Below are 25,588 nucleotides of genomic sequence, written 5' to 3' on the forward strand. Positions count from 1 at the left end.
ACTTAGCCTTATTTTTATAAAATCCAGGGCTAATAGCCCTGGATTTCTTGTTTGAGGCTTAGTTGTCTAGGGGCCGCCAGGCCATGGTCCAGCGACAGGACAAGCTAGGTCCTGTGATGCGATAGACATCTGGTAAGGCAGGACCACAAGAATTGGTTCCTAGACCACTTTGAGCTAAATCTAGGTTGAGATAATAACCTGATGGCTCCGGCAATTGATCGCGGTTGCTAGTCTGGCTCAAGGTCTGCGCACTATAAGGCGATAGACTGAAGTTAAGCCCCGAACTAGCTGGCGTCTGATCTTGAACCTGCCAAAGAACCGGCGCCTGGACAACTTCTAGCCATGACACCTGGCTACGGTTGCCATTTTCTTGCGGCTTAATGTAAGGCTCATAGAAATCCCCGGCATCCAAACTGAATTGGGCCCGGTAGCTAGCAGCCTGCTTGTCGGCATAATTTTCAAAAGGTCCCTGTCCCAGATAATGAACCGTCTGGGCATCTACCAATGGCAGGCAAAGGCCAAATCGTGGCAAGAAAGGCATTTGGCTATCTAAGTTAGCTTGGACTTCCAAACTTAACTGGCCATCCTTAGCCAGTTTCCAAGCCCCTGTCAGGCTCAATGGATTCTGCCGCGCCAGCGCCGTCATAGCCCCTGAGAAATGTAGGCTAACACCATCAGCTTGAACTTCTAGGTGACTGTCTCGAATCCAAAGCTGACTGTAATGATAATTGGCCGCTTCCCATTCCTTACGAACATGACGATCATTATCTGTCGGAGCCCGCCAAATTTGCCAGAAGGCAGCTTGCCTGAGCAGTTCCTGACCGGCATAACTAATTTGACTTGGCGCCAGACTGCCCTTATCAAAGGTCAAGACTAGGTCGCCCCAGGTCAACTGATAACTGGCCAGGTCTTCCTGGCCACTAACAACTTGTGGCGCTTGGCTCAGGCTAGGGACTTCATAGGCTGCCAAGCTTACCTGATCGAAGCCATATTCCCCTTCATTTTCCAGGCCCAAATAGACAAAGCGGACACTGGCCACACTAGCTAGGTCCCCACAGCAAGCTAAGTCGACCCAAGTAGTTTGGCCTGGCTCAGCCTGCCAAGTTGCACAGTCTTGACTAGTTAAGAGCAAGCCCTCCCGATTATAGGCTTCTACTCGCAAGTAGAGGGCCTCTGCCAAATTCAAAAAGGCATAGTCATTACGGAAACAAGCTCGATGGGCTTTTAAATCAAAGTCTATTAAGCGGACTGGCCGGAAGACCTGTTTGTGCTCTAAGAGACCCGTATGCAAGGTCCGATCCGGATAGACCAAGCCATCCATACAGAAATTGCCGAAGTGCGGATAGTCGCCAAAGTCGCCCCCGTAACGGTAGACAGGTTCTGCCTGCCCCGCTAGTGGGACCGCGATGGCATGGTCGCACCATTCCCAGACAAAGAGGCCAATCAATTGAGGATGACGCTGCATGCAGTCATAATAATCTTCCAGACCGCCCGGTCCATTGCCCATGGCATGGGCATACTCGCAAAGCATGAGCGGCCGATCAAGTGGTGCATATTGGCCCCCCTCGCTAAAGTAGAGAGTCTCGATTTCTTCAATAGAGGGATACATCCGGCTGTAGACTTCCACATGCTGCTTATTGTGCGCCTTAGCTGGGTCGCGGAAATAATACCCTTCATAATGCAGAATCCGCGTCGGATCCCAAGACTTGGCTTGAGCTAGCAGGACTTCGAAATTGATGCCAAAACCTGATTCATTGCCCGCCGACCACATGATAATGGAAGAAAAGTTCCGCAGTGGCAAGACATTGGCTGCCATACGGGTTACTAGAGCTTCTTGCCACTCAGGATCCTCCGCTATCTGGTTAAAGTTGCGACTATAGCCACGGCCATACAGATCCACCACGCCATGACACTCTATATCGGCCTCACTGACCACATAAAAGCCCAAGCGATCGCATAGCTCATAGAATTCTGGTGACTTTGGATAATGAGCCGTCCGAATGGCATTGAAGTTATGGTGCTTGATGAGCATCAAGTCCTGAACTTGGCGTTCCAAGGTCACAGTCGCTCCCGTATCCGGCCAGGAATCGTGGTGGTTGACCCCTATGAGTCGGATAGCCTGATGGTTACAGTAGAGGCCGTCTTTGTCCACAGATAACTCTCGCAGACCAATGGCTTGTTTATAGGTCTCGCCTGCCACCGACCAGTAGAGCGTGTATAGGTATGGTTTTTCAGCCGACCAGAGATGGGGCTCTTCAAGGGACAAAGTCAAGGTCTGCTGGCTAGAATTCAGTGGTAGATTGGTCTCCTCCAAGACTAGCTGACCCTCCGCATCTTCCAAGCGATAGGACCAGCTCCCCCCTGGCTGATTAAGGGACCAAGACCATTCCAGCTGGGCCGACTGGCCATCTGGCGCTACTTGGGGACGCAGATGAAAATCAACCAGTCCCTGAGCAGACCGCCGTCTCAGATAGACATCGCGGAAAATACCACTCATCCGGAATTTGTCCTGATCTTCCAGATAAGTCCCATCACACCATTTGAGAACCAGCACTGCTAGCTGGTTCTTCCCCTCTTTGATATAAGGGGTTAAATCATAGACTTGTAGGCTGTGCGAAATTTGCCCGTAGCCAACAAAGTGATCATTGACCCAGACATAGGCTGCTGAGTCTACCCCTTCTAGCACCAGTTCTGTCCCAGGCAGATCCGCCAAATCCCTAATCTCAAAGCTTCGTTTATAAAGCCCGGCAGGGTTGGCATAGGGCACATAAGGTGGATTAAAAGGAATAGGGTATTCCGTATTGGTATATTGAAAGTTATCAAATCCCTGATATTGCCAACAACTGGGCACCGGCATCGTGGTCCAATCCAAGTCCTCTTGGTGAGTCGTCAACCAATAAGGCGATTCAATCAAGCGGACATTATCAAAATAATGGAAATTCCAGTCCCCATTCAAGTCCACAAAACGAGACGATTCCTGTCTCCGCTTGGCTTGCTTGGCCTCTTCTAAATTCCCATAGGGAATGAAGTAGGCCGCCTGTGGCATTTGGCCAACAGACTGAAGACTTAGGTCTTCAAAAAAGTTACTGATTAACATGGCTATCCCCCTTCAGCGCATAATCAGGTCGAGACACCTGGATGCGCTTCCTTCTTTTCTATTATAGCATAAGTCTCTTGATCAGGAACCCACGCACCCCAAACTTGTTATCATTTCCCCACAAAAAACTGCCCCTAAGGGGCAGTTTTGCCTTCTTACTCTCTTTCACGTTTAGGACGAAGACCTAAGATTCCTAAGAAGGAGAGGACTAGTCCACCTAGGACAAAGCCAGATGGGCTCTCACCCGTCTCGGGCAGGCGGTCCTCATGGCTAGCCGCTGCTAACACCTTGTCACCAGCAGGTCTAGTTTGGCTTGCATGTGTTTGGTCTTCTGGCCCAACCGGATCACTTTGTCCTGGTTGACTCGGTTCTTGACTTTGTTCTGCCTTAGCGAATACTAAGGCGTAGTGGGTAAAGTGTGGCCCCTCAAAGACAACCCGGCCATCTTGAACTTGGAAAGGCAAGCTTTGGGCTGGCCCGTCCTCAGGCAAGAAGAGTACTTGCTCTACTGTTTGATCTTGAGGCGATGGTAGACTGACCTTAGCAGGGTATTGCGTATCCACATCTTGACCCTGAGCGTCTTGGCCTTCAATATCGTAGACAAGGGCCTGCCGTCCTGCCAAAGCTTGTTTTTCGGCTTCCGTCAGGTCTTCTGGCCCTAGCTTACCGACCTTGAGACCTGTAATATGACTTGGCTCCAGCCCTGAGAAGGCCACGGTCACATCGTGACCTGGGTCATGCAAGACGGTTGGCGTCACTTTCTTAGCTGCTAAGATAGATTCTTCAAGTTGCGCCTTAGCTGCTGCAAAGTCTGCCGGACTTACCAAGTCTTGGTCCATCAAGGTCCGTGCCTGACTGACTTGTTTGCTTAGTTTGTCCTTTAATTCAGGATCTTGTAGACGATTCGCCCAGTCCTGACCTAATGAGGCCACTGCCCCTAGAACCAGGCGCGCCTCGTCGTGCCCTTTCTGACCGGATAGATTGCCTAGGGCCTTATTCAAATTAGCGAGTGCCGCATCTACCTGAGCTTGCTCAGCAGTCTGCGCTGCCTTGACTAAGTCCTGAGCCTTGCTGACACTATCCTTAAGGGCCTCCTGCTCTTCTGGGGTCGCAAATTGATAGCGATAGTGTGGAAGAAGGCGCTCAACTTCAGCTAATTTCTGGTTGAGATATTCGAAGTTAGCTTCTTCTTTTTCCACCCAAACAGAGAAGTCCACGCTAAAGTCTTGATAGTGCAGAGTTACTTTCTGCTCACCTAATCGTTGAGGGTCATAACCAGAGACTGTAACACCTGAATCTTGGAAGGTATAGGTGTGGTGGCTTTGGTCTGAATACACTACTTGGAATCTGCCCTTGGATAAATCCAAGTCTTGGCCAGGACGATAGTGTTGATTTGGCAGAGTCGTAATAGCCAGATGGGTAATTTCCTTACTGTCATCGTTCGAGTCGGCCTTAGCCACGTAGACTCTCAGCTTTTGATCCAGAGTTTGGCCCAGGTAGCTGACAACTAGATCTTGAGCACCCAGCTTAGTCGCGTCATAACCGCTGACTGTCACCCCAGGGTGGGTCAGGTTAACGAGTTGATCCTCCTTGGCTCCTTCTAGACGAACCCGCAATTTACCGCCCGCTAGATTCAAGCCATCCTTGACATGATAGACCGTTTGCTCTAAGCCTTGTTCCAGGCTGACTGCTTGAATCTTTTGATGGGCGCTAGTGGCATCTACCAAGACTGCGGATAGGTTGCTAGCTTCCTTGCCTTCTTCCCAGGTCTTATAGTAGAGCAAATGGCTGCCTTCTGCTAAACGAACTGGTTGGAAACTGTAGTCTCCCGCTTGATCAGCCCTTACTTCCCCTAATAGCTGAGTCGCTTCCCGGTCAGCATAGAGTCTTACTGTGGCCTTGGCAGGCACCTTGTTCAAACCAACTTGGACATAGCCATTTCCCAAAGATTGAGCGGCCACATTAGCCATTGGCAGGTTGGTGGATTCTTTGGAAGCAGCTTGTTCATACATCTTCCAGTTATAGATACGAATGGCCCCCCAAGGCGTTCCGTTATGGGAAGTTACCACATCCAAACGCCATTCTTGAGCAGTGATTGGTCGATCTAGGTCCACATCCGTTACATGAGCGCGGTTGCCACGAATTGATTTAGCCAATAACCATTCCCCGGTGGTCATATCCTTGTAGTAGAGGTCAAAGTCGCGGGTATTCATGAGACCATCATTGACAGACTCGCCACCAGCCCCAGCATGTTCAACCACCCATCGGCGGACCGTTCTGACCTGGCTAAGTTTAATGTCGACATGGCCTTGAGGATCTAGAATACACCATTTGTCGGCATTAGAGGTAATGGTCCCGTTCAACATGGCGTCAGCTGGCTCAGAACCATCGCTAGGACCGGAAGCAAAGGTCACAGTAGCTCCTGGCACAATATTAGGTGCCTGCTCTTGTGGTTGGGTCGTATCAGACGTGGTCATTTGCCAGTCAAAAGTCGCATAGCCGGCTTCAGACCGCAAGCCATTCTTGCCCACCGCTACTACCTTGAGCCGTTGGGTCGTCCCACTAGCATCCTGTGGTCGAGACACTTTAGCCAAATAAATATGGTGGTTAGATGAACCTGTCAGTAAATGCCATTTATTAGGTGCGACTTCTTGATAGACTTCATAGTAATCCGCATTGGCACTTGGCGTAAAGGCTAGATGGGCTTGGGCCTGACGGCTAGAGCTGAGTTGCTTGGATACTACTTGGACTTGGCTTGGGGCCACAGGGGCTGTTGCCGTCTTCAAGAGGTCGATTTGCCCTAGGTTGAAGCGATAAGCAGCTTGATCCGTCTCACTTTCAAAGGCAAACTTAATGGCATAGATAGTCTTGCCCTTCAAGCTAGATAGGTCCAAAGTATCTTGGTGCCAGTCTTTGCCTGGCCTTAAGTCAAAGTAATGGAAGCTATCAGCACTATAGTTAGCCTGAGTGGCTAAGCCGACCCGGACACGGCTTCCTAGGCCACCTTTGTGGGCTAGCTTCAACTGCGTAGTCTCACCCACAGCTAATTTGGTGGCGTAAAGCATGGCTTCTTCTGGGTTCTTAGCTCCTAATCGACCTGAAAATTGAAGCGAGTTCCCGCCGTTATAGGCATCTTCAAAGTCATAGTCACCCTTAAGGCCGGCCTCCCCATTCTTAGAGCGAATCCACCAACGCCAGGTTGGTAAAATACCAGACACCGACCGATAGTTCCATTCAGAGTCTTTAGAGACTTTGCCATCTATATACCAACGTTTACCGTGACCCGTATTGAAGCTGGTGTGGAATTGGTCGCCTAGAATGGCCGTTTTGTCAGCGATGTAGCCAGACAAGCCATACCAAGTGCTATCTTCTGGTTTTGGCTTGGTTGGGTCTTGTTGCAAGCCCGTCCAGAAGTTATTTTCTTCCCGGTGATAACTTTCCCCGGTGGTCCCAATGCCAAGAATGGAATCCGGTGCAAAGAGTCCTAAGGAAGTCCGAAGCTTGCCTTGGTCATCTAGCAAGTCCCAGAATGGCACCTGGGTCTTATAAGAGTTCTTCTGTAATTCAAAGCCCATATAGACATCATACTGGGAGCGATTGACCGCCTTAGCGCTATTGACCGATTCATCCACCGATGCCTTACCCCAGTTGAAGTTGGCGAAGAATTCGTCGACTGGGACAGGACCTTGTGGTTTTTCTGCCTTCATGTAATCGCGGTTAACTTCTGTTAGGGCGTTTTGGTGATTACGTTGGCCGTTAATATCAAAGGCATCATACCAAGAAAATTTGAGATTCACTTTTTGCTCGGCTGCATATTGTTTAGCATAGAGCATGAACTGCCGCATCTTCTCACCCTTGCCATAGAGGCCATGGCCGGTGGTTTCTTGGTTAATAAAGTAGCCATCATAGCCATAGTATTTGGCTACGTCAACCAGCTTGCGCGCGAGCGGGAAGGTGTTAGAGCCTTCTTGATCTTCTTGCAAGAATTCCAAGAAACGTTTGCGGTCGGCACGACTCGTGGACCAGTTGAAGAAGAGGGTCCCATAGACTGGCACCCCATTGCGGTGGCCAGCATCAATGACATCAGGGCTTGGCACTAACCCATCCCAAAAGACCATGGAATCAAGGTATTGCCAGTGGTCGAAGGCATAGGTCTTAAACTCCTCGCCCCCAACAGAGGCATGGTCTTCTGCCTTAGCATTCATATTCGATAAGGCTTGAACCTTAGCATCAGGGTTAGCCGTTGGGTTGACCACATGTCCTTGATAACGTGAAGCGAGGGGGACACTGGCCCGGTTAATTTCATCATCCTGACGCGCTCCCGGTTGCCAATCTAGGAGTTCTTGCCAGTTTTGGAACTTCACTTCCTTTGGCTTGACCTCTCCACCTTGCTTTTGCGGTGTGTCAGGCACTTCTTGAGCCGGGGCAGGATTAGCGCTGGCTTGGTTGCTTTCTGCACTCGCTTGACTGGTCTGATCTGACTCACTGCTAGCAGGGCTTGGGGCTGGCTCTTCACTTAGGCTCGAACTGTCACTAGGGGGCGTGGCAGCTTGGCTGACCTCGGTTTTGGGACTAAGCTGGTCTAAGGAAGCCTCTGTATCTGAAGTCACCACTTCTTCTGCCGCTACCCGAGGGGCTCCGGCCAACAACAAACCAATGGTCAGGGAAGAGGCTAGGGCTGCCTTCATCTGCCAATGGGGGGAAACACTTGTCTTGCTCATACTTCTAACTCCTTTCATATTTGGTCTTGCTTTACCCCCATTATATGACTGCGCTTACACAATAACTATCTCAAAACTATAGATAAATTATCAGAAATTATGGCTGTTGCGGGCTCCCCTCTTGACTAGAGAATACTTGTTCTTATCAGCCTCTACATAAGATAAAAAACCCGCCAAAAGGCGGGTTTAAATTCAGGTGATTAATTAAAGGTACTTAAGCGGCGTCGCTAGTTCTGGATCGGTCATATGAACCTTGAGCCGACGACCGACTTCAATATCATGTTGTTCTAGAATACCCGTACAGGTAGAGAGGGCTAATTCCTTGGTGTTATTTTCCTTGCTCAAGTGGCCCAAATAAATATCTTGGGTGCTGGTCCCTAACATATCGACCATGGCCAGGGCCCCATCTTCGTTAGACAAATGGCCCTTATCGCCCAAAATCCGTTGCTTAAGCGACCAAGGATAGGCGCCATAGCGCAACATTTCAATCTCGTGGTTAGATTCAATCAGATAGGCGTTGGCATTCTGCAAGAGGCTACGAAGTCTTTCGCTGACATAGCCTGAGTCCGTCAACATGACGAACTGCTTATCTCCCTGTTGGAAGGCATAGAATTGAGGCATGGCCGCATCATGGCTGACTTGATAGGTTAAGACATCCAAGTCCCCGAAGGTCACCAACTGATCTGGTTCTAACTCGCGACGGTTGTCAGGGTCAATAGCCCCCAGCATCCCATCCATGGCTTGCCAGGTTGCCTTATTAGCATAAACTGGCAAATTATATTTGCGGGATAGAACGCCTACCCCATGAATATGGTCCTTATGTTCATGCGTCACCAAAATGGCATCCACATCGGCCACACTGCGGTCAATCTGGGCCATCAAAGATTCTATTTTCTTGCCACTCAAACCCGCATCGACCAAGAGTCGTTGGCGGTCTGACTCCACATAGGTGACATTGCCGCTACTACCAGACGCCAAGATTGAAAATCTTAAGCCATTGGCATTCTGGCTCATTTCCTGCACTCTTACTATCACACACTCGCCTACTTCCCTATCTTCAAATCACACGCTATCTAAGACCCTCTGGAATTTTTCACCTAGTCTCATCTCCACTGTCTAGTATACGCAAAAGGGCCCTTCAGTGCTAGTGATATGCGCATAAAAAAGAGGCCAGTTTTACCTAGCCTCTATGTCCATTTAATCCTTCAATTCAATCTTCAGCACGGCATCAACTTGGTTAGGTAGGAGATAAGTATAGTGCTCTACTTCCCCCATTTGGACGAAGGTCAAGCCTGGAAAGGCCTTGATATTCCAACTGTCCGAAACCTGGAGCTCTGAGCCATCATTCAACCAAGAAATACGTTTGATTTGATCGCGGTCAATGCCTGGCAAATAAAGGGGCCCAATCGGTTGCTCGAAGAGATGGGCGTAGATGGTCTGGCCTTTGCGCGTATAATAGCCCCAGTCAGGTTTTGGCAGGTCTGCATAGCCACAGCCATAGATACTCTCCGCATGTAAATCCATCCAGTCAGAAAAATCACGCAGAATGGCCTGACTTTCGGCTGGGAAGCGACCTTGAGCGGTTGGCCCAATATTGAGCAGCATGTTACCCTCCTTGGCCACGCACTCCACTAACTTATGAATGAGCGTTGCCGATGATTTATAGTGATGGTCTCTAGCGTGATAGGCCCAGTTATTATTCATGGTCAAGCAGAGTTCCCAAGGGACAAAGTTTCCGGCTTCGTTGCGGATGCCCTCATGTGGTACCACTTGCTCAGGACTGACAAAATCCCCAGCATAGTCGCTAATAGTCTCAGTTATAATACTGCCAAAGCCCTCGCCAGATGTCTCCAGACGATTATCAATCAAAATCCAAGGCTGATGGCCCCGAACGAGCTCAATCAATTCTTGGGCCCGCCAAGCCTGACCATACATTTTGCCATAAGAGAAGTCAAACCAGAGGATATCCAATCGGCCATACTGGGTCACTAATTCTTCGACCTGGCGGTGCATATAATCGACATAACGATTGAAATCTTGGCCAGGGTCAGCCGCCTCTTGCTTACGGGGATGATAAGGGTCGCCTGCATGTGGATAGTCAGGATGGTGCCAGTCTAAGAGACTGTAATAGAGGCCAACCTTGAGTCCTTCAGCACGTGCAGCGTCGACAAATTCCCCTACCAAGTCCCGGCCACAAGGGGTATTAGTCGCCTTATAGTCCGTCCACTGACTATCAAAGAGGCAGAAACCGTCGTGGTGCTTAGCCGTCAAAATCATATACTGCATGCCTGCCGCCTTAGCCTGTCGCGCCCATTCCTGGGGCTGGTAGCCCTCGGGATTGAAGCAGTCTAGGTAGCTAGGGTATCTTTCCACGATTCCTGGGTCATGACTGTATACCCACTCACCTCGGGCGGGAATGCTGTAAAGCCCCCAGTGTAGAAACATGCCAAAACGCGCCTGACGGAACCATTGCGTCCGTTCCATAATTTGAGCCAGAGTCTGGGTCATGAGCGCCCACCTCCTGGGTTGATAGATGAAAACTTCATTTTGTGTCCTCCTAAAATAATGTCGATTGCACATCTATTATAGCTCCAAAAGACAGCGTTTACAATAACTTGCTAGATTTTCCTATTATTCCAATAAATACAACACTTGTAAGCCCCATCATTCAGGTGTAAACTAGTAAGTATAAAGTAATCTTGCTAAACTAAATTCGAAGGAGTTGTCCTTATGATTGTTCGTGATACTGTCCAAATGACCTGCCCTCATTGCCAGCATGTCCAAGACTTCGAAGTTCTCTTGCTTGTGACTGGCGATATGGAGCCCCCGTTGCGTGACCGCATCATTTCAGGCGATTGGGCGACCTTTAGCTGTCAGCAGTGTCAAAAGCAGGAGCGCATCATCTACCCTACCCTCTACGAAGACCGCGTTGCTAAGGTCAGAATACACTATCAGCCAAATGAAGCAGAAGCCGCTCAACTCCTCAAGCAACTACCCGACATGGTTGACTCTTACGGTCCTGACTATGCCGACTACCAAATCCGCCTAGTGACCCATCCCTTGGACTTCATGGAAAAGGTAGCCATCTTCACTGCCGGCTATGATGACCGTATCATGGAAGCAGTCAAACAGGCCTTAAAACAAGCCGACGGCCTACCTCATGACCTAGTCGACCTCTACTTCGGACTTAACCCTGAAGGAGATAAATTGTTCTATCTCTACACCCCTTCCGGCTTGCTGGGACTAGACTTTGATGAGGCACTCTACCAGCAAGTGGCTGAGCGGGCTCCTGAATTCAAGTAAGAACAGGTTTTTGTGGTCGATCAAGAGTGGATAGCTCAAGAAACTTGGATTTAGAAATCAAAAAAGAGACTGGATGTTTAATGAATCCAGTCTCTTTTTTTTGTAGTTAAGCATTCAAAACAACACAGCTCTTAAATGAGGTGATGTGCAGATTTTGCACTTCACCTGTTTGGTAAGCATTCAAAACAACATAGCTCTAAAACGAGGTGATGTGCAGATTTTGCACTTCACCTGTTTGATAAGCATTCAAAACAACATAGCTCTAAAACCACTCGCCACCGGTCAGAGCGTAGTTGCCAGTTTGGTAAGCATTCAAAACAACACAGCGCGTTAAAATAAGGTTTTATCCGCAATCAACTCTGATGAGTGAGCACCGATTCGGTGCTATTTTTTTGCATTTAGACTCTTTGATTAACGCAAGGCACTTCCCTTGAATATGAAGATATCTCTTTTATTTTACTAAAATCTCCCTAATAATTCTTGCACATTCTTGCTGAAACGTTTAGGATTCTTGCTGTTTTTGATCATTTTGTCACATTCAGTTGCCTAATCAGCACGCTGCCCACTCCATATCACCAAAAAAGAGGCTAGAACCAAGTTCTAGCCTCTCTCTTATTATCTTTTTGTTGCGACCAGCTTCAACCGAGTAGGTCGAGGGCAGCAAGTTTTATCCATTAATAAGTCCACTTGTTCCAGAATGTGTTGGCACTCCATCGGTCCTTGTAAGAGGATGCCGGAGTCCCCGGAACACTGTTCAAAAATAATGAGTGACGGTGTATCTTGTACTTTCATCTCGAGCGCAATCTTTTGATCACGATAGTAGAGTTCCTTGACGTATTGAGAACGTCGGTCACTCTCGAAGAGGGCCAAATCCAAGCCAATATCACAGGCTAAGTTGGCCAAAAAGTCATCCGTCAGCCGTTCTAAATCAGAATTAATGCGACTTTGCATTTCGTAGAGGTATTGACGGCCACGACGCTTGCCTTGCAGACCCGCTGCCCGGTAAGCCAAGGTGGCAGAATAAATCTTCTGGAAAATTTCGTTGCGATGACGCAAATCTTGAGGTTCATAACCCAACTGCATCATGTAACGAGCAATGAGGGGTTGACTGGTAAAGCAGAGAATATGCACATCCGTCTTGGCCGGCATTTGCTTAATCGCACGGCTGAGTTCGCGCTCAACTCTGCGGCAATCTTGCCCTAGGGGGTTAACAAAGAGATACAACTCAAATAATCTAGCCTGACCATGGCCTGATACTTGATAGGCCACTTGCTCTTGTGGCATGCGACATTCCCTCCTCTCCGACTGGATTTCTTAAATTTATCTTAACACAAAGAATAGACAAGTTCTAATGAAATGCCTTATAGCCCGGCTAAAAGACATTGCGGCCGGAATCTTGCTCGGTTGGGATGAAGCGGACTGTTCTCCTCTATTTCTCGGCTAGCTAGTGGTCCACTCTTCAAAGTGGGCCACTGGATCTCAGCTTTCTCAGCATTTTGGGCCCTTTTCGTCCTTTTCCCATGCAGCTAGTGGTCCACTCTTTAAAGTCGACCACTAGCTCATTTATTCTTCTCTAATTTGGCGTAATAGGCGCTTACTCTGGCAATTTTCTTGTCTGCTGCTAGAAGTGGAAAATCGTAGGCCTGGCTTAATTTGGCTATATAGTCTTGAGCCTGGGGCAGGTCTTGAGCCTCTAACTCTAGCTCATAGTCGACCTGATCACCATAAAGAGTCTGGTCTAGCACCAACTCACCCCAGCCTAAGTCTAGGGTCCAGCGATGAGTCTGAAAACCATAGCTCAGAACTAAGTCCTGGGGCTCTATCCCTACTTTGGCTAAGGCGGCTAAGAGGTCCTCATCCTGAATCCAAGCGTCAGCCAGGCTGGCAGGCACCGAATCTAGACGCCCCACATTAGTTTGTGTGATTTCCAGCGCCTGGAACTGATCCAAAGCCTGCTTGAAGGTCCACTCACTCACTTGGTCATATTGCCGTAGGCGCAAGGCAGCTCGGGCATCCTTAAGGGCGCTCTGCTTACTATCGTAATAGTGGTTAACCTGTTGGCGCGGAGCCACCCCATCTAGCCCCAAACCCGCCTTAAGTCGAGCAAAGCTCCCAGCCTCCAAGGCAATTTTTACTTCTTGTTCAATCAAGGCCATACGGCGCCTCCCCCCCTTTCTTAATCGCTATTGTTTCTTATCCATGAGATAGTTGAGGATTCTTAGGCCAATCACCCAGCCAACTGCCGAGATCAACAAGATATAAACCCAACCCATGGCATCTTGCTCAAAAGGTAGGGGCATATTCATCCCGAAGAAGGAGGTGATAATATCTGGAATCGTCAGGAGAATGGACACAATGGTTAAGAGTTTCATGGTGTCATTCAGGTTGTTGTTCAAGACGTTGTTATAGGTGCCCGACAGTTGATGCAAAATAGTCGAGGTCAACTGGGTCATTTCCACCAATTGCTTGGCTTCAATCAAGGAGTCTTCCAACTCCTCGCGCGCCGTCTCATCCAGCAGACGAGACATAAACTGGGTCCGCAGTTGTTCCAACAATACCACATTCTGCTTGGTGGCTGAGACGAAGTAAACAACCCCAGTGGCCAAGTCTGACAAGGCGAAGAGGTTCTGCTTGGTGGTCTTCTGTCTGAGAACCTGGTTAAGTTGGTCGCGCTCCTGGTTGATTTTCTCAACCAAAGGGAAATACTGTTCAGACACGGTATAGAGTGAAGCGAAGAGGAAGGTAAAGACCGAAACCCCAGGGTTGGCATCTAGATAACGGCTGAATTCTGGTATCAGGTAAGCATTGGCCTCATTGCTGATCGTAATAAGTCGGTTGGGCTGAACAATAAAGGTCATGGGCACCGTCTCATAGTGGTAATCCTGTTTAATGGGATTAGGGACATTATAGATGATGATAAAGGTGTTGCGTTCACGGTCGTACTCGGTCCGGGCACGTTCATTACGGTCCAGGGCGTATTCGACAATCTCTTCATCTAAGCCATATTGACTGAGAAGGTCCGGCCGGGAGGCAATGGTGTCCACGTCAATATTGAGCCAGCTATCTGTCTCGTTGATTGGTCGCATGCTAATCATGGGGAGCCTCCTTTCTTATTTTCGGGCCAAGAGATTTTTGAGGACGCCATTAATTACTAAGCATCCAGCAACACTAATAATCAAGGTAATCAACCAGCCCAGAGGATGATTGGCAAAGGGAATTGGCACGTTCATACCAAAGAAGCCGGTCACAAAGGTCGGTACCATGAGGATAATCTCTAGCGTGGTCAGAATTCGAAAAATATCGTTCAAGTTATTATTCAAGACATTGTTATAGGTGTCTGACAGTTGTTGTAGGGTTTGGCCTGTCAACTGGGTCATTTCCACTAACTGGCGTGCTTCAATCAGGGCATCTTCCAATTGCTCCCGCTCCACTTCCGTTAGCGAGCGGAAAACCAATAAGGTCCGCAATTGCTCCAAGAGGACGGTATTCTGCTTGCTGGCAGTGATGAAATAGACCATGCCAGTCTCCATATCCGATAAGGCCAGGAGATTCTCTCGTGTGGTCTTGTCACGCAAGAGCCGGGTCAATTGATCTCGTTCACGGTTGATTTCTTCAACTAAAGGGAAGTACTCATCCGTCACCCGATAGAGGGCTTCGAATAGAAAGCCGAAGAGGCTTTGATCTGGCTCTAACTCTAGGTTGCGATGCATACGTTGCAGAATATAGGCATTTTCCTCGTTACTGATTGTAATTAGACGATGCTTTTGAACGATGAAGGTCATCGGTACGGTCTCATAGTGTCGGGTCTGCTTAATGCGATTAGGCACATTAAATATCAGGACGAAGGTATGGCTCTGGCGATCATAATCCACCCGAGCCCACTCATTACGGTCGGCCGCATATTCGATTATCTCATCGTCCAAGTCGAACTCCTCGATCCACTCGGGATGTTTTTCTAAGGCATCCGCTTCAATATTAATCCAGACATCCTGGGCGTTCAGGGGGACACTGCGAATCATGGCGCCACCCTCCTTTCCTATTTTTCTCACCTCCTTATTATACCGAAATTGGACTTAAAAAGTAAACGTAAAGGGTCCTTACCCAAAAAGGATAAAAATTCTGTTAGAAATAACATTGAACACCCTTACATTTAGTCGTATAATAGAACTATATTACTCAATTATCTAGCTAGTACTAGGAGGAACTTGTATGGAATTATCTGCTTTACACACTCGATTTCAAGAAGTTTTTGAATCTGAACCCGGCCGGGCCTTCTTCGCGCCTGGGCGAATTAATCTGATTGGTGAGCACACCGACTATAACGGTGGGCGGGTCTTCCCCTGTGCCATCACCCAAGGGACCTATGGCATTGCCCGTCGACGTCAAGATAGCTTGGTGCGTTGCTATTCGCTCAACTTCGAAGAGGCGGGTCTTATCAGTTTTGATTTATCGCAAGAGCTAGTCAATCGCCCAGAAGATAGCTGGACTAACTTTGTCAAAGGCGAAGTCAAATTCTTGCGCCAAGCTGGCCACACCATCGACCAAGGCTTCGACCTCTTGGTTTACGGCAATATCCCTAACGGGGCAGGTCTCTCAAGTTCTGCTTCCTTGGAATTATTGGTAGGTATTACCTTGGAATCCCTCTTTGACTTAAGCTTGACCCGTCTGGATTTAGTCAAGATTGGCCAACAAGTCGAGAACCACTTCATTGGCGTTAATTCCGGTATTATGGACCAGTTTGCTATTGGTATGGGGGCCAAAGACATGGCTATCTATTTGGATACCAATAGCCTAGATTACCAACTAGTCCCTGCGGCTTTTGGCGAACACCTAGTACTCATTATGAACACCAACAAACGCCGCGAGTTAGCAGATTCTAAGTATAACGAACGTCGCAGCCAATGCGAAGAAGCCCTGCGCCGTCTGCAAGCAGGTGGCATGCAAATCCAAAGCCTGGGCCAATTGAGCCCTGATGGCTTTGAAACTAGCCGTCATCTGATTAATGACGAAGTCTTAGAACGTCGGGCTAAACACGCAGTCTACGAGAATCAACGGACGGTCCAAGCCAAAGAAGCCTTGACTGCTGGTGATTTGAAGACTTTCGGTCAACTCCTTAATGCTTCCCATATGAGCTTACAGGAAGACTATGAAGTGACGGGCCGTGAGCTCGACACCCTGGTTCACACGGCCTGGCAACAAGAAGGCGTCCTAGGCGCTCGCATGACAGGTGCCGGCATGGGAGGATGTGCCATTGCCTTAGTGGCTAAAGATGCCGTTGAGGCTGTTCAAGCAGCCATTGGCCAAGCTTATGAGGCAAGCATCGGCTACCCTGCTAGCTTCTATATTGCCCAAGTTGGCGCTGGTGCCCACGCTCTAGCTGACTAAATCATGATGAATGCTTGCCAAAAAATCAGGCAAGCAGAGAGGACGAACGCTGTGACTATTCCTATTGACCAAACCATTCACCATTTTGTCAGCCTCGCCATCCAAGATGGCTGGCTAGACCCCTTAGATTACGATTACACCGTCAACCAGCTCTTAGCACGTCTAGCATTAGATGGTCTTGATTCTTGTGAACAAGCCCTAGCCCCTGAGCTAACCCTCCTAGACTATCTAGATCAACTAGAGGCTTATGCTCTGGAACAAGGCTTAATTGCAGACTCTGCCTTCGGCCGCGAGGCCTTTGAGGCGGCTATTATGGATTTGTTGACGCCTCTACCTTCTGTGCTCAATCAACGTTTCTGGGCCCTTTACCAGGAGTCACCAGAGCGGGCCACAGATTATTTCTATGCCCTGTCGCGGGCTAATGATTATATCAAGACCCGCCACATTGCCAAGAATATTGCCTTTAGCGCGGCCAGCGACTACGGTGACTTGCAGATTACCATCAACCTTTCCAAGCCTGAGAAAGATCCCAAGGATATTGCCGCAGCTAAATTAGCTAAGCCAAGCCACTATCCTAAGTGCCTGCTCTGCATGCAGAACGAAGGCTACCGAGGCCGTACCAATCATCCGGCGCGTCAAAACCACCGCCTAATTCGCCTATCGCTAGGTGGCGGAAACTATGGCATGCAGTACTCGCCTTATGTCTACTATAACGAGCACAGCATCTTCCTCAACCAGGAGCATGTACCCATGAAGGTCGACCGCGCTTGCTTCGAGCATCTGCTAGACATCATCGAGGTACTACCGCATTATTTCGCCGGTTCCAATGCCGACTTACCAATTGTGGGCGGTTCTATTCTCTCCCACGACCACTATCAGGGCGGGCGTCACACCTTCCCTATGGATCAGGCGCCAGCTTATGAGACCGCTAGCCTAAGCGCCTTTCCAGATTTAAGCGTTGAGTTAGTCAAATGGCCCCTCTCTGTTATTCGATTACGTAGCCAAGATAAGGCGCCACTGGCGGATGCAGCGACAGCGCTCCTCGACTTCTGGCGAGGTTACAGTGATGAAGCCTGTGACATCCTGGCCTTTAGTGGGGAGACTCCGCACAACACCATTACGCCAATTGCTAGACGTCGAGATGGCGCCTACGAATTGGACTTGGTGCTGCGTAACAACCGGACTACTGATACCTATCCAGATGGTCTCTTCCATCCACATCCTGATGTTCAACACATTAAAAAGGAAAATATCGGCCTAATTGAAGTCATGGGCTTAGCTATCCTGCCACCACGTCTAGTGGGCGAGCTGGCCACAATCAAGGACTTCTTACTAGGCCAAGCCTCCTTGGATCAGGTAACTGACTATCATCAAAGTTGGACGCAAGAATTGGCTGCTAATCACCCTCAGGTGACCGCTGACCAAGTCGATCGTCTACTCCAAGCAGCTGTCGGCGCTAAATTCGCCCGCGTCCTTGAAGACGCAGGGGTCTATAAGCAAACCTCAGAAGGTCGCGCCGGACTCCGTCGCTTCTTAGAGGCCTTTAACCAGGCTTAAAGCAATGATTATCCCAAGTGGCTCAATGTCACTTGGGATTTACTTTATGCAAAAAGACTCCTCCTTGTCGATACAAGGAGGAGTTTTAAATGTTGTGACTTATTTCTTCAAGCCTAACTCAGCCGCTAGAGCCTGCCAAGCCTTGAGCGAGCGCTCAACTACTTCCATCTTGACACAGTAAGACAGACGTACATAGCCTTCGCAGCCAAAACCAGAACCTGGCACGACCAGAATTTGGTGTTTATCCGCTACATAGTTAGCAAAGTCTACGGAACTTTCGAAGCCAGCTGGTACCTTCATGAAGAAGTAGAAGGCTCCTTCTGGCAAGTTGGTCTCGAAACCAAGGGCTGTTAGTTCCTTATAGAGTAGGTCACGTTTAGCTTGATAGTCTGCTACATCAGGCAAGACATCCAAGTACTCTGCTACGACCTTTTGAGCCAAGGCTGGCGCATTGTTGAAGCCTAATGTCCGGTTACAGAAGATAAGGGCATCCATTAAAGTATCCACTTCTGGTACATCCGCGCCAACCGCGATGTAACCAATCCGCTCACCCGCCAAGCCTAGGGACTTGGAGAAGGAGTTCACCACAATTGCATGTTCATAAATATCGAGAACATTCGGAACTTGATGGCCATCATAAGTAATGGTTGCATAAGGTTCATCCGATACTAAGAAAATTGGTTGGCCGAATTCTGCTGACTTTTCGCGTAATACCCCAGCTACTGCTTCTAAGTCTTGACGTGAATAGATGCGACCGGTTGGATTGTTAGGAGAGTTCAACAAGAGAATCCGGGTATCGGGCTTAATCGCTTGGCGCAAGCCTTCAATGTTTGGTAAGAAGTCAGTTGATTCAGTTTCTACTGTATCCAAATGAGCCCCCACGTTTTGAGCGTAAAAGCCATACTCAACAAAGTAAGGCGCAAAAGTTACGATGCGCTCGCCTGGGTTCAAGATAGCCTTGAACAAGACGTTAAGAGCACCTGCTGCCCCGGTCGTCATGACAATATGGCTAGCAGGGATTGGCTTTTCAGAGCGTGCACTATAATAAGCAGCCACCTTCTCGCGTACATCTGGGAAACCAGCGTTTGGCATATAGCGGTGTACACCTGGTTGGTCAACCAATTCCTTCATGCGTTCACGTAAGTCTACTGGTGGTTCAGCAAAAGGGTTACCGATGGAGAAGTCATAGACATTCTCTGGGCCATATTGCTTGGCTAATTCCAAGCCTTTCTCGAACATCTTACGGATAAAACTTGCATTAGCACAGTTCTTTACGATTTGTTTTGAATACATAGATATCTTCCTTTCATAAGGGCTAGACGGGTTTCTTTGTCTCTTCTTGGTCTTGCTCAGCAGCAAAGTATTCTTGTCGCCAACGTAAACCGTTGAAGAGCCCTACAATGGTTCCTACCCCATAGGCTAGGTGGACAGCCAACAAGAGGAATGGCATGGCCAAATAGTGTGGTAGGAAGCCTTCCTTACGGATCGTGAGACCTGTTACAGCAGCCATAGCACCAAAGTAGGCCAGGGCCAAGAGTCCTAAGAACCATCCTGTTACAGGCAACATAAGGATGGAGAAAATCACCGCTAAGGTGAAAACAAATGGTACAAAATGATAGAGCGATAGGCAGGATGGTCGAACATGACTGGTCATGCCAATCCAGTAGCCATTGCTGTATTTTTGCTTCACCATTTTCTGGAAGTTAGGTCTCATATATTGGTAGGAGACAATTCTAGGATCGTACTTAATTTGATAACCAGCCTTGAGCAGACGGTCATGGATTTCATTATCCTCTGTCCGGCCTAGTCGCTCATCTAGTTCCCCAACATGGTCAAAGACAGACTTCTTATACATGCCATGGAAAATCGATTTGACATAGCGAGGACTATCGGCCTTACGGTATGAGGCAATGCTACTTCCTAGCATGGCTTCTTCCACCTGGTGCAGGGTCTTGCTCCATGGATCGTCTGATTCAATGATGGTCGGGCGCTTACCGCCACAGATGAATTCCCCCTGAGAGATAACCGCCACGTTCTGTTCCACAAAGTCTTCAGGAATGGTAGCGTGGGCATCTACCTTAAGGACACATTCCCCGCGCGCCACCTTAATGCCTTCGTTCAAGCCGGCCGCCAGTGATTTGCGTAGGTTGTTATGGACTTGGATATCGTAGAATTCATCGCGGAACTGAGCTTGAAAATCTAGCATCAAATCTCGGGTCTTATCGGTCGACATGGAATTCATGAGGATAATTTCAATTTGATCGTGGGGATAGGTCTGGTTGAGGAAATCTGAGAAGAGGCCTGGCAAATAGGACTCTTCGTTCATTGCTGTCGTGATAATTGATACTAACATAGGACTAGGCTCCTTCCTCAAGGACTTGGGTCACAACCTCACGGAAACTTTCAATAATGTAGGCTACCTCTTCATCCGTCAAACGGGTATGTAGAGGCAAGGTAATTTCATTTTCATAATAAGCGTAGGCATTTGGATAGTCCGCCATCTTAAAGCCCATATTAGCATAAGCGGTGAGCAGTGGCAGTGGTTTGTAGTGGACATTGGTCGCAATGCCCCGCTCCGCCATCAAGTTGATGATGCGGTTACGGTCTTCCAGACTAGCCCCTTCAATATGAGTAATGTAGAGGTGGCGAGAAGATTCATAATCCGCGCCTTGATGAGGCAAAGGCTTAATCGCTGTGCCAGCAAAACCTTGATCATATTGTGCCACTAATTCTTGACGACGCGCCAAGAGACCTGGATAACGTTGTAATTGTACCAAGCCGATGCTGGCCATGATATCGGTCATGTTGCATTTGAAACCTGGGATGACAATGTCATATTCCCACGCCCCTAGCTGGGTCTTAGCCAAGGCATCCTTGGTTTGGCCATGTAGGGAGAAGACTTGGAAGAGACGGTAAAGTTCGTCATCATCAAGGCCTGGATGAGCCTTCCAGGTCACGCTTCCGCCTTCTGCAGTCGTAAAATTCTTAACAGCATGGAAGGAGAAGGAAGTGAAATCCGCCCAAGTCCCTGCTGGTTGGCCCTTATAAGTTGCCCCTAGGGCGTGAGCAGAGTCCGAAATCACAATCACGCGATCAAAGAGCGCTTGGATCGCATGCTCAGGATTAGCTTGGTAGAGATCCTTCTTGGCTTCTAGGACTGACATGAGTTTGTCATAGTCACAAGGAATCCCAGCGATTTCAACCGGGATTACCGCCTTGGTCTTAGCCGTTAAGCTAGCTGCCAATAAGTCGTAATCCATCTCAAAGCCACTCGACTGCAAGTCAACTAAGACTGGCGTCGCTCCTACGTGCTCGATTACCGCACAGGAAGCCGTATAGGTAAAGGCTGGCACAATGACTTCATCGCCAGGCCCAATGCCTAATACACGTAAAATTAATTCCAGAGCTGCAGTAGCTGAGTTTAAGCAGACTGTCCGTGGCGTCTGAGTATAGCTGGAAAGCTCTACTTCTAATTTCTTAGTCTTAGGTCCGGTGGTAATCCAACCGGATTTGAGGGTATCCACTACCTCATCAATTTCTTCCTGGCTTAAGTCAGGTGGTGAGAAGGGAATATTCCATTTTTTCATAGCGAACGCTCCTTTATTTGAAGACCTTCAAGACAGTTCGAACCATGAGTTTCAAATCGCCTAGAAAGCTATAATTCTTAAGATAAGATAAGTTATAATGCATCTTCTCTGGTAGGACCTTGGTGATGTAGATATTATCCACTTCCATCCCCTCCAAGATGAACTTAGCAATCAATTCTTCCTCGTCCTTGAAGAGGATGCTGGCCGTAGAGGTTACCCCTGCTGGCAAGAGCAAGGTAGCCTTCATCTCAGGCGTATAAGCAGCCACGTACTTGGCTACTTCAGGTCGCGTACCGACTAGACTCATATCCCCTGTTAAGATGTTCAACAATTGAGGTAGTTCATCTAAGCGATAACGGCGAATGACATGACCCACGCGGGTAATACGGTCATCATTCTTGAGAGTCACTAAGGACCCCATCTTGTCCGCATCCACCTTCATCGTCCGGAACTTGAAAATCCGGAAGATTCTACCGTAGGTTGTCACCCGTTCCTGGCGATAGAAGACCGGGCCTGGTGAGTCCAGCTTAATCCAAATAGCGAAGAAGAGTAAAATTGGCGAGAGTAAGAGTAGCAAGATAGCACTCACCAAGATATCGAAGGCCCGTTTCAAAAATAATTGTCCGCGCTTAGCGGCCAAGGCCTCGTAATATGGGCGCACCTGCTCGGTCTGCAGTTCCACCGGTAATGATTCAAATTTTTTCATTCAATCCCTCATATTCATAGAAAGTCGCATACCTAAATTTTATCACGGATAGCGCAAGATTTCTAGCAGTTGCGGTGGGAAAATAAAAGTAGTGCTCAGCCCTAAACCCCATAGCTAAGAAAAAACTGGGGAAGGCTCGCTTCCCCAGTTTATTGGATTATTTAGTTTCTGCCAAGAGGGCTTCAAACTCGTTCAAGCGTGCTTCGAAGACCTTGAGTGTTGCTTCGATATAGTCACGTTGCGTCATATCCAACCCAGCCTTCTTCATGGTGTCGATTGGATAGAGGCTGCAGCCTGACTTAAGGAAGCCCTTGTAGGCCTCAAGTAAAGCACTGTCGCCAGCGGCAATCTTGTCTGCGAAGAAGGTAGCCGCAGAGAAGCCAGTCGCATATTGGAAGACATAATAGTTGTAATAGAAGTGTGGAATTCGAGCCCACTCTAGCCCAATTTCAGAGTCAGAGTTAACGCTTGGTCCGTAGTACTTAGCATTCAGTTTGCGGTAGTTCTCCGTCAAGAATTCGTGAGTTAATGGGGTTCCTTCGGCATCTGCTTGGTGCATGAAGTGCTCGAATTCCGCAAATTGGGTTTGACGGAAGACCGTTCCCTTAACCCCATCTAAGAAGTGGTTAAGGACATAGAGACGGATTTGAGGATCTTGATATTTCTTCAAGAGGTAGTCCGTCAAGAGATTTTCATTAGTAGTTGAGGCAATCTCAGCCAAGAAAATCGAATAATCACTGTAAACATAAGGTTGGTTGGTGCGAGATAAGTAAGAATGAGCACTGTGACCCAACTCATGAACCAAAGTGAAGAGCCAATTAATATTGTCTTGCCAGTTGAGTAGGACATAAGGCTTGCTGTCATACATCCCGCCTGAGTATGCGCCTGAGCGTTTACCCTTGTTCTCATACCAGTCAATCCAGCGTTCGTCGAAGGCCTTAGCCATGATTTCCAAATAATCTGGTCCCATTGGCGCCAGAGCTTCCATCACGATATCCCGCGCTTCCGTTTGGCTGAACTTGATTGGGGCATCCCCAAGAAGCGGCGTATAAAGGTCATACATTTCTAGCGAATCTAGACCTAAGAGATCCTTACGCAAGGCGGTATAACGGTGGAGTAAGCCCAAGTGGTCGCCCACTGTCTCTAACAAGGTATCATAGACGGATTCCGGCACATTATTGCGGAAGAGGGCAGCAGCCCGTGCAGACGGGTAGTGACGGACTTTGGCCTTGTAGTTGTCAGTCTTAATATTGGTAGATAAGACATTGGCCAAGGTATTCTTGAACTGGTTGTAGACCGTGTAGTACTGTTGGAAAGTATCGCGGCGCACACGGCGGTCAGTGCTTTCCAAGAGACGACCATAGGTCCCGTGTGTTAATTGTACCGCTTGCCCTTCCGGCCCTTCAATGGTTGGGAAGACAAAGTCAGCATTGTCCAACAAGGAGAAAGTAGAATAAGAGCTGCTGAAAATCTCACCTAGTTGCGCTAAGAGGGTCTCCTCGGAAGCCGACAAGGTGTGGGCACGCCCACGGGTAATATCATCCAAGTACTGACGGTAGAAATCTAATTCAGGTGTTTCTTGGAAGTAAGCCTCTAGGGTTTCGGATGGCAAGCTCAAAAGTTCAGGGTCGAAGAAGGCAATGGCTTCTGCCAACTTACTGTATAGTTGCATAGCTCGAGCATTGAGAACTTGAGAGGCACTATTGGTTGAATCTTGATCATAAGTTAGGTGGGCATAGGCGTAGAGACGCTCAACCACTAAGCAAGCCGCTTGAATAGCCTCAATAACAGTCACTAAGTGGGCGCCACCTTGATTCAGGGTGCCTTTGAATGATGCTAAGTCCACCACCATGGCTTCTGCCTTGTCATACTCAGCCTGCCATTGTTCTGCGTCCGCATAGAGCGAAGTCAGGTCCCAGGTAAAGGCTTCAGGTTGTTGTTCACGCGTGCGTAATGTTTCTTCTGACATAAGGTCACCTCATCTTAAATTTAGTAAATAGTTAGACATCATAAATTTTAGCACAATTCACTTGTGAATTGAATTGAAAGCCCTTGAGGAAGAGGAAGAAGTGTCCTTTTAGTCACTTCGATCATGTTTGACCTCCCAATTCTTAGCTGACGACACGATAAAGCTCCCAATCTCGATCAAAGGCTAGGTGGCCTTGCCACTGCCACAGCCGAAGGAATGATTGGCAAATTTCAGGCAGCAGTTTAGCTCGCCCCTCCTCGCCTAATAAAGGTGTTGGAACAAGATGAACTTTGCCAGACCGCACTAGCCTTTCATGGAAAAGCAACCAGTCCTGGTCTGTAAATCCTTGCTTGGCTTCCTTAACCTCCTTCAAAAAAGTAGCCTGATAGGCCAACCAGACCCAGCCAGGCTCAGGGCTGACTAGAACCTGATAGCGGCCCTGTAGACACCAAGCCGGCAGAGAGCCCACCTGAATCCCCTCCTGATAGAGTTGACGCCAATAAGATTGATGGCCAGCCACCAAATGGCTGCGTACCTGGCTAGTAAGTTGGCCTTCTTGGCAGTGACAAGCCCTTGGTCCCAACCAAGCACCATAAGCCAGACAATCCGCCTGCCAAGCCTGCTGAGACAAAGTCCTCAGTAAGAGGGTACGACTTTGGTAAGTATAGGACAGGCGGGAATAGACTAAAGGCAGATGAAAATCCTGAACTAGGCAGGTACCCTCCACATCCAGGGCTAGCCAATAATAACCCCAACCAGGAGCATAGTGTAGGCAAGTTTGTTTCCAACGGGTCTTGAACTTACCCCTTAGGACGTCAGCTGATAATAGCCAAACCACTGTCTGACCCAAGGCTTGATAATCCGCCTGCCGACTAGCTAGAAGCTGAGCAGAAATAATCGATTGTTGATACTCCGCCACCCACTGACGCCGGGGCAGGTAGAGGTCCGCAAATTGCCCCGAAGAAGGCAAATAATACTCCAAATTAACACGCTCGCCTTGGGCTTGGAAGGTCTGACCTAAAAGGCGCTTGGCCGCTTGATGCCGCTCCGACTCCATGACCTGGCGCTTACTTAATTTACTTTGCCCACAAACACCATCCATATGAACAAAATGGGGTCTAACCCGTCTCCCCGACCGCAATTTAAGCGGCCGATGACAACGTGGACAAAACCAGGGCCCCTCACCCACTAATCCCGCCACCTGACTAGCATAGACCAACTTACCTGCTCCGTTCAAAGCCGCATACATAAAGACCCCTCCCT

The 25,588-nt window shown here is 48.6% G+C and carries 17 protein-coding genes; 3 read left to right on the forward strand and 14 right to left on the reverse strand.

The window, feature by feature from the left end:
• Positions 1-58: 58 nt before the first annotated feature.
• From V7R82_RS07635 to V7R82_RS07650, 4 genes are all read right to left on the reverse strand, one after another.
• Positions 59-3,097, reverse strand: a complete 3,039-nt coding sequence (locus V7R82_RS07635; RefSeq protein WP_338542267.1) for a glycoside hydrolase family 2 TIM barrel-domain containing protein — start codon at positions 3,095-3,097, stop codon at positions 59-61.
• Positions 3,098-3,252: 155 nt separating this feature from the next.
• Positions 3,253-7,818 carry an endo-beta-N-acetylglucosaminidase gene (locus V7R82_RS07640; RefSeq protein ID WP_338542269.1) on the reverse strand — a complete coding sequence of 1,522 codons (4,566 nt, stop codon included), beginning with the start codon at positions 7,816-7,818 and terminating at the stop codon, positions 3,253-3,255.
• A gap of 204 nt (positions 7,819-8,022) precedes the next feature.
• Positions 8,023-8,832 (reverse strand): MBL fold metallo-hydrolase, encoded by an 810-nt coding sequence (locus tag V7R82_RS07645; RefSeq protein ID WP_303885549.1) that lies wholly within the window; start codon positions 8,830-8,832, stop codon positions 8,023-8,025.
• A 183-nt stretch (positions 8,833-9,015) separates the two neighbouring features.
• Positions 9,016-10,326 carry an alpha-L-fucosidase gene (locus tag V7R82_RS07650; RefSeq protein ID WP_338542270.1) on the reverse strand — a complete coding sequence of 437 codons (1,311 nt, stop codon included), beginning with the start codon at positions 10,324-10,326 and terminating at the stop codon, positions 9,016-9,018.
• 222 nt (positions 10,327-10,548) lie between these two features.
• Between V7R82_RS07650 and V7R82_RS07655 the strand changes: the two genes are divergently transcribed.
• Positions 10,549-11,121 carry a CpXC domain-containing protein gene (locus V7R82_RS07655; protein WP_338542271.1) on the forward strand — a complete coding sequence of 191 codons (573 nt, stop codon included), beginning with the start codon at positions 10,549-10,551 and terminating at the stop codon, positions 11,119-11,121.
• Between the two features lie 615 nt (positions 11,122-11,736).
• On the opposite strand, the gene V7R82_RS07660 is transcribed toward V7R82_RS07655, so the two are convergent.
• The 4 genes from V7R82_RS07660 to V7R82_RS07675 all read right to left on the reverse strand — a co-directional run bounded on the left by V7R82_RS07660 (position 11,737) and on the right by V7R82_RS07675 (position 15,140).
• The gene (locus tag V7R82_RS07660) at positions 11,737-12,405 is read right to left on the reverse strand and encodes a DsbA family protein (RefSeq protein ID WP_338542273.1); all 669 of its coding nucleotides are present in this window, start codon (positions 12,403-12,405) and stop codon (positions 11,737-11,739) included.
• Positions 12,406-12,680: 275 nt separating this feature from the next.
• Complete coding sequence (locus V7R82_RS07665; RefSeq protein ID WP_338542275.1) at positions 12,681-13,277, reverse strand: CYTH domain-containing protein; 597 nt, start codon at positions 13,275-13,277, stop codon at positions 12,681-12,683.
• A 27-nt stretch (positions 13,278-13,304) separates the two neighbouring features.
• Positions 13,305-14,216: a magnesium transporter CorA family protein gene (locus V7R82_RS07670; protein WP_070756297.1), complete on the reverse strand. Its 912-nt coding sequence runs from the start codon at positions 14,214-14,216 to the stop codon at positions 13,305-13,307.
• Positions 14,217-14,231: 15 nt separating this feature from the next.
• A complete protein-coding gene (locus V7R82_RS07675; RefSeq protein ID WP_338542278.1) occupies positions 14,232-15,140 on the reverse strand; it encodes a magnesium transporter CorA family protein in 909 nt (302 codons plus the stop codon).
• Positions 15,141-15,330: 190 nt separating this feature from the next.
• On the opposite strand from V7R82_RS07675, the gene V7R82_RS07680 reads away from it, so the two are divergent.
• Both V7R82_RS07680 and galT read left to right on the forward strand, forming a co-directional pair.
• Positions 15,331-16,506 (forward strand): galactokinase, encoded by a 1,176-nt coding sequence (locus V7R82_RS07680; protein WP_338542280.1) that lies wholly within the window; start codon positions 15,331-15,333, stop codon positions 16,504-16,506.
• Between the two features lie 57 nt (positions 16,507-16,563).
• Positions 16,564-18,063, forward strand: coding sequence for a UDP-glucose--hexose-1-phosphate uridylyltransferase (gene galT, locus V7R82_RS07685; protein ID WP_338543762.1), 1,500 nt, complete (start codon positions 16,564-16,566; stop codon positions 18,061-18,063).
• Between the two features lie 99 nt (positions 18,064-18,162).
• On the opposite strand, the gene V7R82_RS07690 is transcribed toward galT, so the two are convergent.
• The 6 genes from V7R82_RS07690 to V7R82_RS07715 all read right to left on the reverse strand — a co-directional run bounded on the left by V7R82_RS07690 (position 18,163) and on the right by V7R82_RS07715 (position 25,574).
• Positions 18,163-19,356 (reverse strand): pyridoxal phosphate-dependent aminotransferase, encoded by a 1,194-nt coding sequence (locus V7R82_RS07690; RefSeq protein ID WP_338542282.1) that lies wholly within the window; start codon positions 19,354-19,356, stop codon positions 18,163-18,165.
• 22 nt (positions 19,357-19,378) lie between these two features.
• Positions 19,379-20,437, reverse strand: coding sequence for a glycosyltransferase (locus V7R82_RS07695; protein ID WP_422388381.1), 1,059 nt, complete (start codon positions 20,435-20,437; stop codon positions 19,379-19,381).
• Positions 20,421-21,650: a DegT/DnrJ/EryC1/StrS aminotransferase family protein gene (locus V7R82_RS07700; protein ID WP_338542285.1), complete on the reverse strand. Its 1,230-nt coding sequence runs from the start codon at positions 21,648-21,650 to the stop codon at positions 20,421-20,423. The genes V7R82_RS07695 and V7R82_RS07700 overlap by 17 nt, the downstream gene beginning before the upstream one ends.
• Before the next feature lie 13 nt (positions 21,651-21,663).
• On the reverse strand, positions 21,664-22,356 hold the full coding sequence (locus V7R82_RS07705) for a sugar transferase (protein WP_338542287.1): 693 nt from the start codon (positions 22,354-22,356) through the stop codon (positions 21,664-21,666).
• Positions 22,357-22,513: 157 nt separating this feature from the next.
• A complete protein-coding gene (gene pepF, locus V7R82_RS07710) occupies positions 22,514-24,325 on the reverse strand; it encodes an oligoendopeptidase F (RefSeq protein WP_338542289.1) in 1,812 nt (603 codons plus the stop codon).
• 142 nt (positions 24,326-24,467) lie between these two features.
• The gene (locus tag V7R82_RS07715) at positions 24,468-25,574 is read right to left on the reverse strand and encodes a competence protein CoiA (protein WP_338542291.1); all 1,107 of its coding nucleotides are present in this window, start codon (positions 25,572-25,574) and stop codon (positions 24,468-24,470) included.
• Positions 25,575-25,588: the final 14 nt, after the last annotated feature.

Source organism: Abiotrophia defectiva ATCC 49176 (assembly GCF_037041345.1).
Classification (GTDB): Bacteria; Bacillota; Bacilli; order Lactobacillales; family Aerococcaceae; genus Abiotrophia.

Coding starts and splice junctions, on each gene's coding strand:
- V7R82_RS07665 (WP_338542275.1), bottom strand. CDS start 13,277: ATGGCCTTGATTGAACAAGAAGTAAAAATTGCCTTGGAGGCTGGGAGC.
- V7R82_RS07705 (WP_338542287.1), bottom strand. CDS start 22,356: ATGAAAAAATTTGAATCATTACCGGTGGAACTGCAGACCGAGCAGGTG.
- V7R82_RS07650 (WP_338542270.1), bottom strand. CDS start 10,326: ATGACCCAGACTCTGGCTCAAATTATGGAACGGACGCAATGGTTCCGT.
- V7R82_RS07645 (WP_303885549.1), bottom strand. CDS start 8,832: ATGAGCCAGAATGCCAATGGCTTAAGATTTTCAATCTTGGCGTCTGGT.
- V7R82_RS07635 (WP_338542267.1), bottom strand. CDS start 3,097: ATGTTAATCAGTAACTTTTTTGAAGACCTAAGTCTTCAGTCTGTTGGC.
- V7R82_RS07680 (WP_338542280.1), top strand. CDS start 15,331: ATGGAATTATCTGCTTTACACACTCGATTTCAAGAAGTTTTTGAATCT.
- V7R82_RS07670 (WP_070756297.1), bottom strand. CDS start 14,216: ATGATTAGCATGCGACCAATCAACGAGACAGATAGCTGGCTCAATATT.
- V7R82_RS07655 (WP_338542271.1), top strand. CDS start 10,549: ATGATTGTTCGTGATACTGTCCAAATGACCTGCCCTCATTGCCAGCAT.
- V7R82_RS07660 (WP_338542273.1), bottom strand. CDS start 12,405: ATGCCACAAGAGCAAGTGGCCTATCAAGTATCAGGCCATGGTCAGGCT.
- V7R82_RS07675 (WP_338542278.1), bottom strand. CDS start 15,140: ATGATTCGCAGTGTCCCCCTGAACGCCCAGGATGTCTGGATTAATATT.
- V7R82_RS07640 (WP_338542269.1), bottom strand. CDS start 7,818: ATGAGCAAGACAAGTGTTTCCCCCCATTGGCAGATGAAGGCAGCCCTA.
- pepF (WP_338542289.1), bottom strand. CDS start 24,325: ATGTCAGAAGAAACATTACGCACGCGTGAACAACAACCTGAAGCCTTT.
- V7R82_RS07700 (WP_338542285.1), bottom strand. CDS start 21,650: ATGAAAAAATGGAATATTCCCTTCTCACCACCTGACTTAAGCCAGGAA.
- V7R82_RS07715 (WP_338542291.1), bottom strand. CDS start 25,574: ATGTATGCGGCTTTGAACGGAGCAGGTAAGTTGGTCTATGCTAGTCAG.
- V7R82_RS07690 (WP_338542282.1), bottom strand. CDS start 19,356: ATGTATTCAAAACAAATCGTAAAGAACTGTGCTAATGCAAGTTTTATC.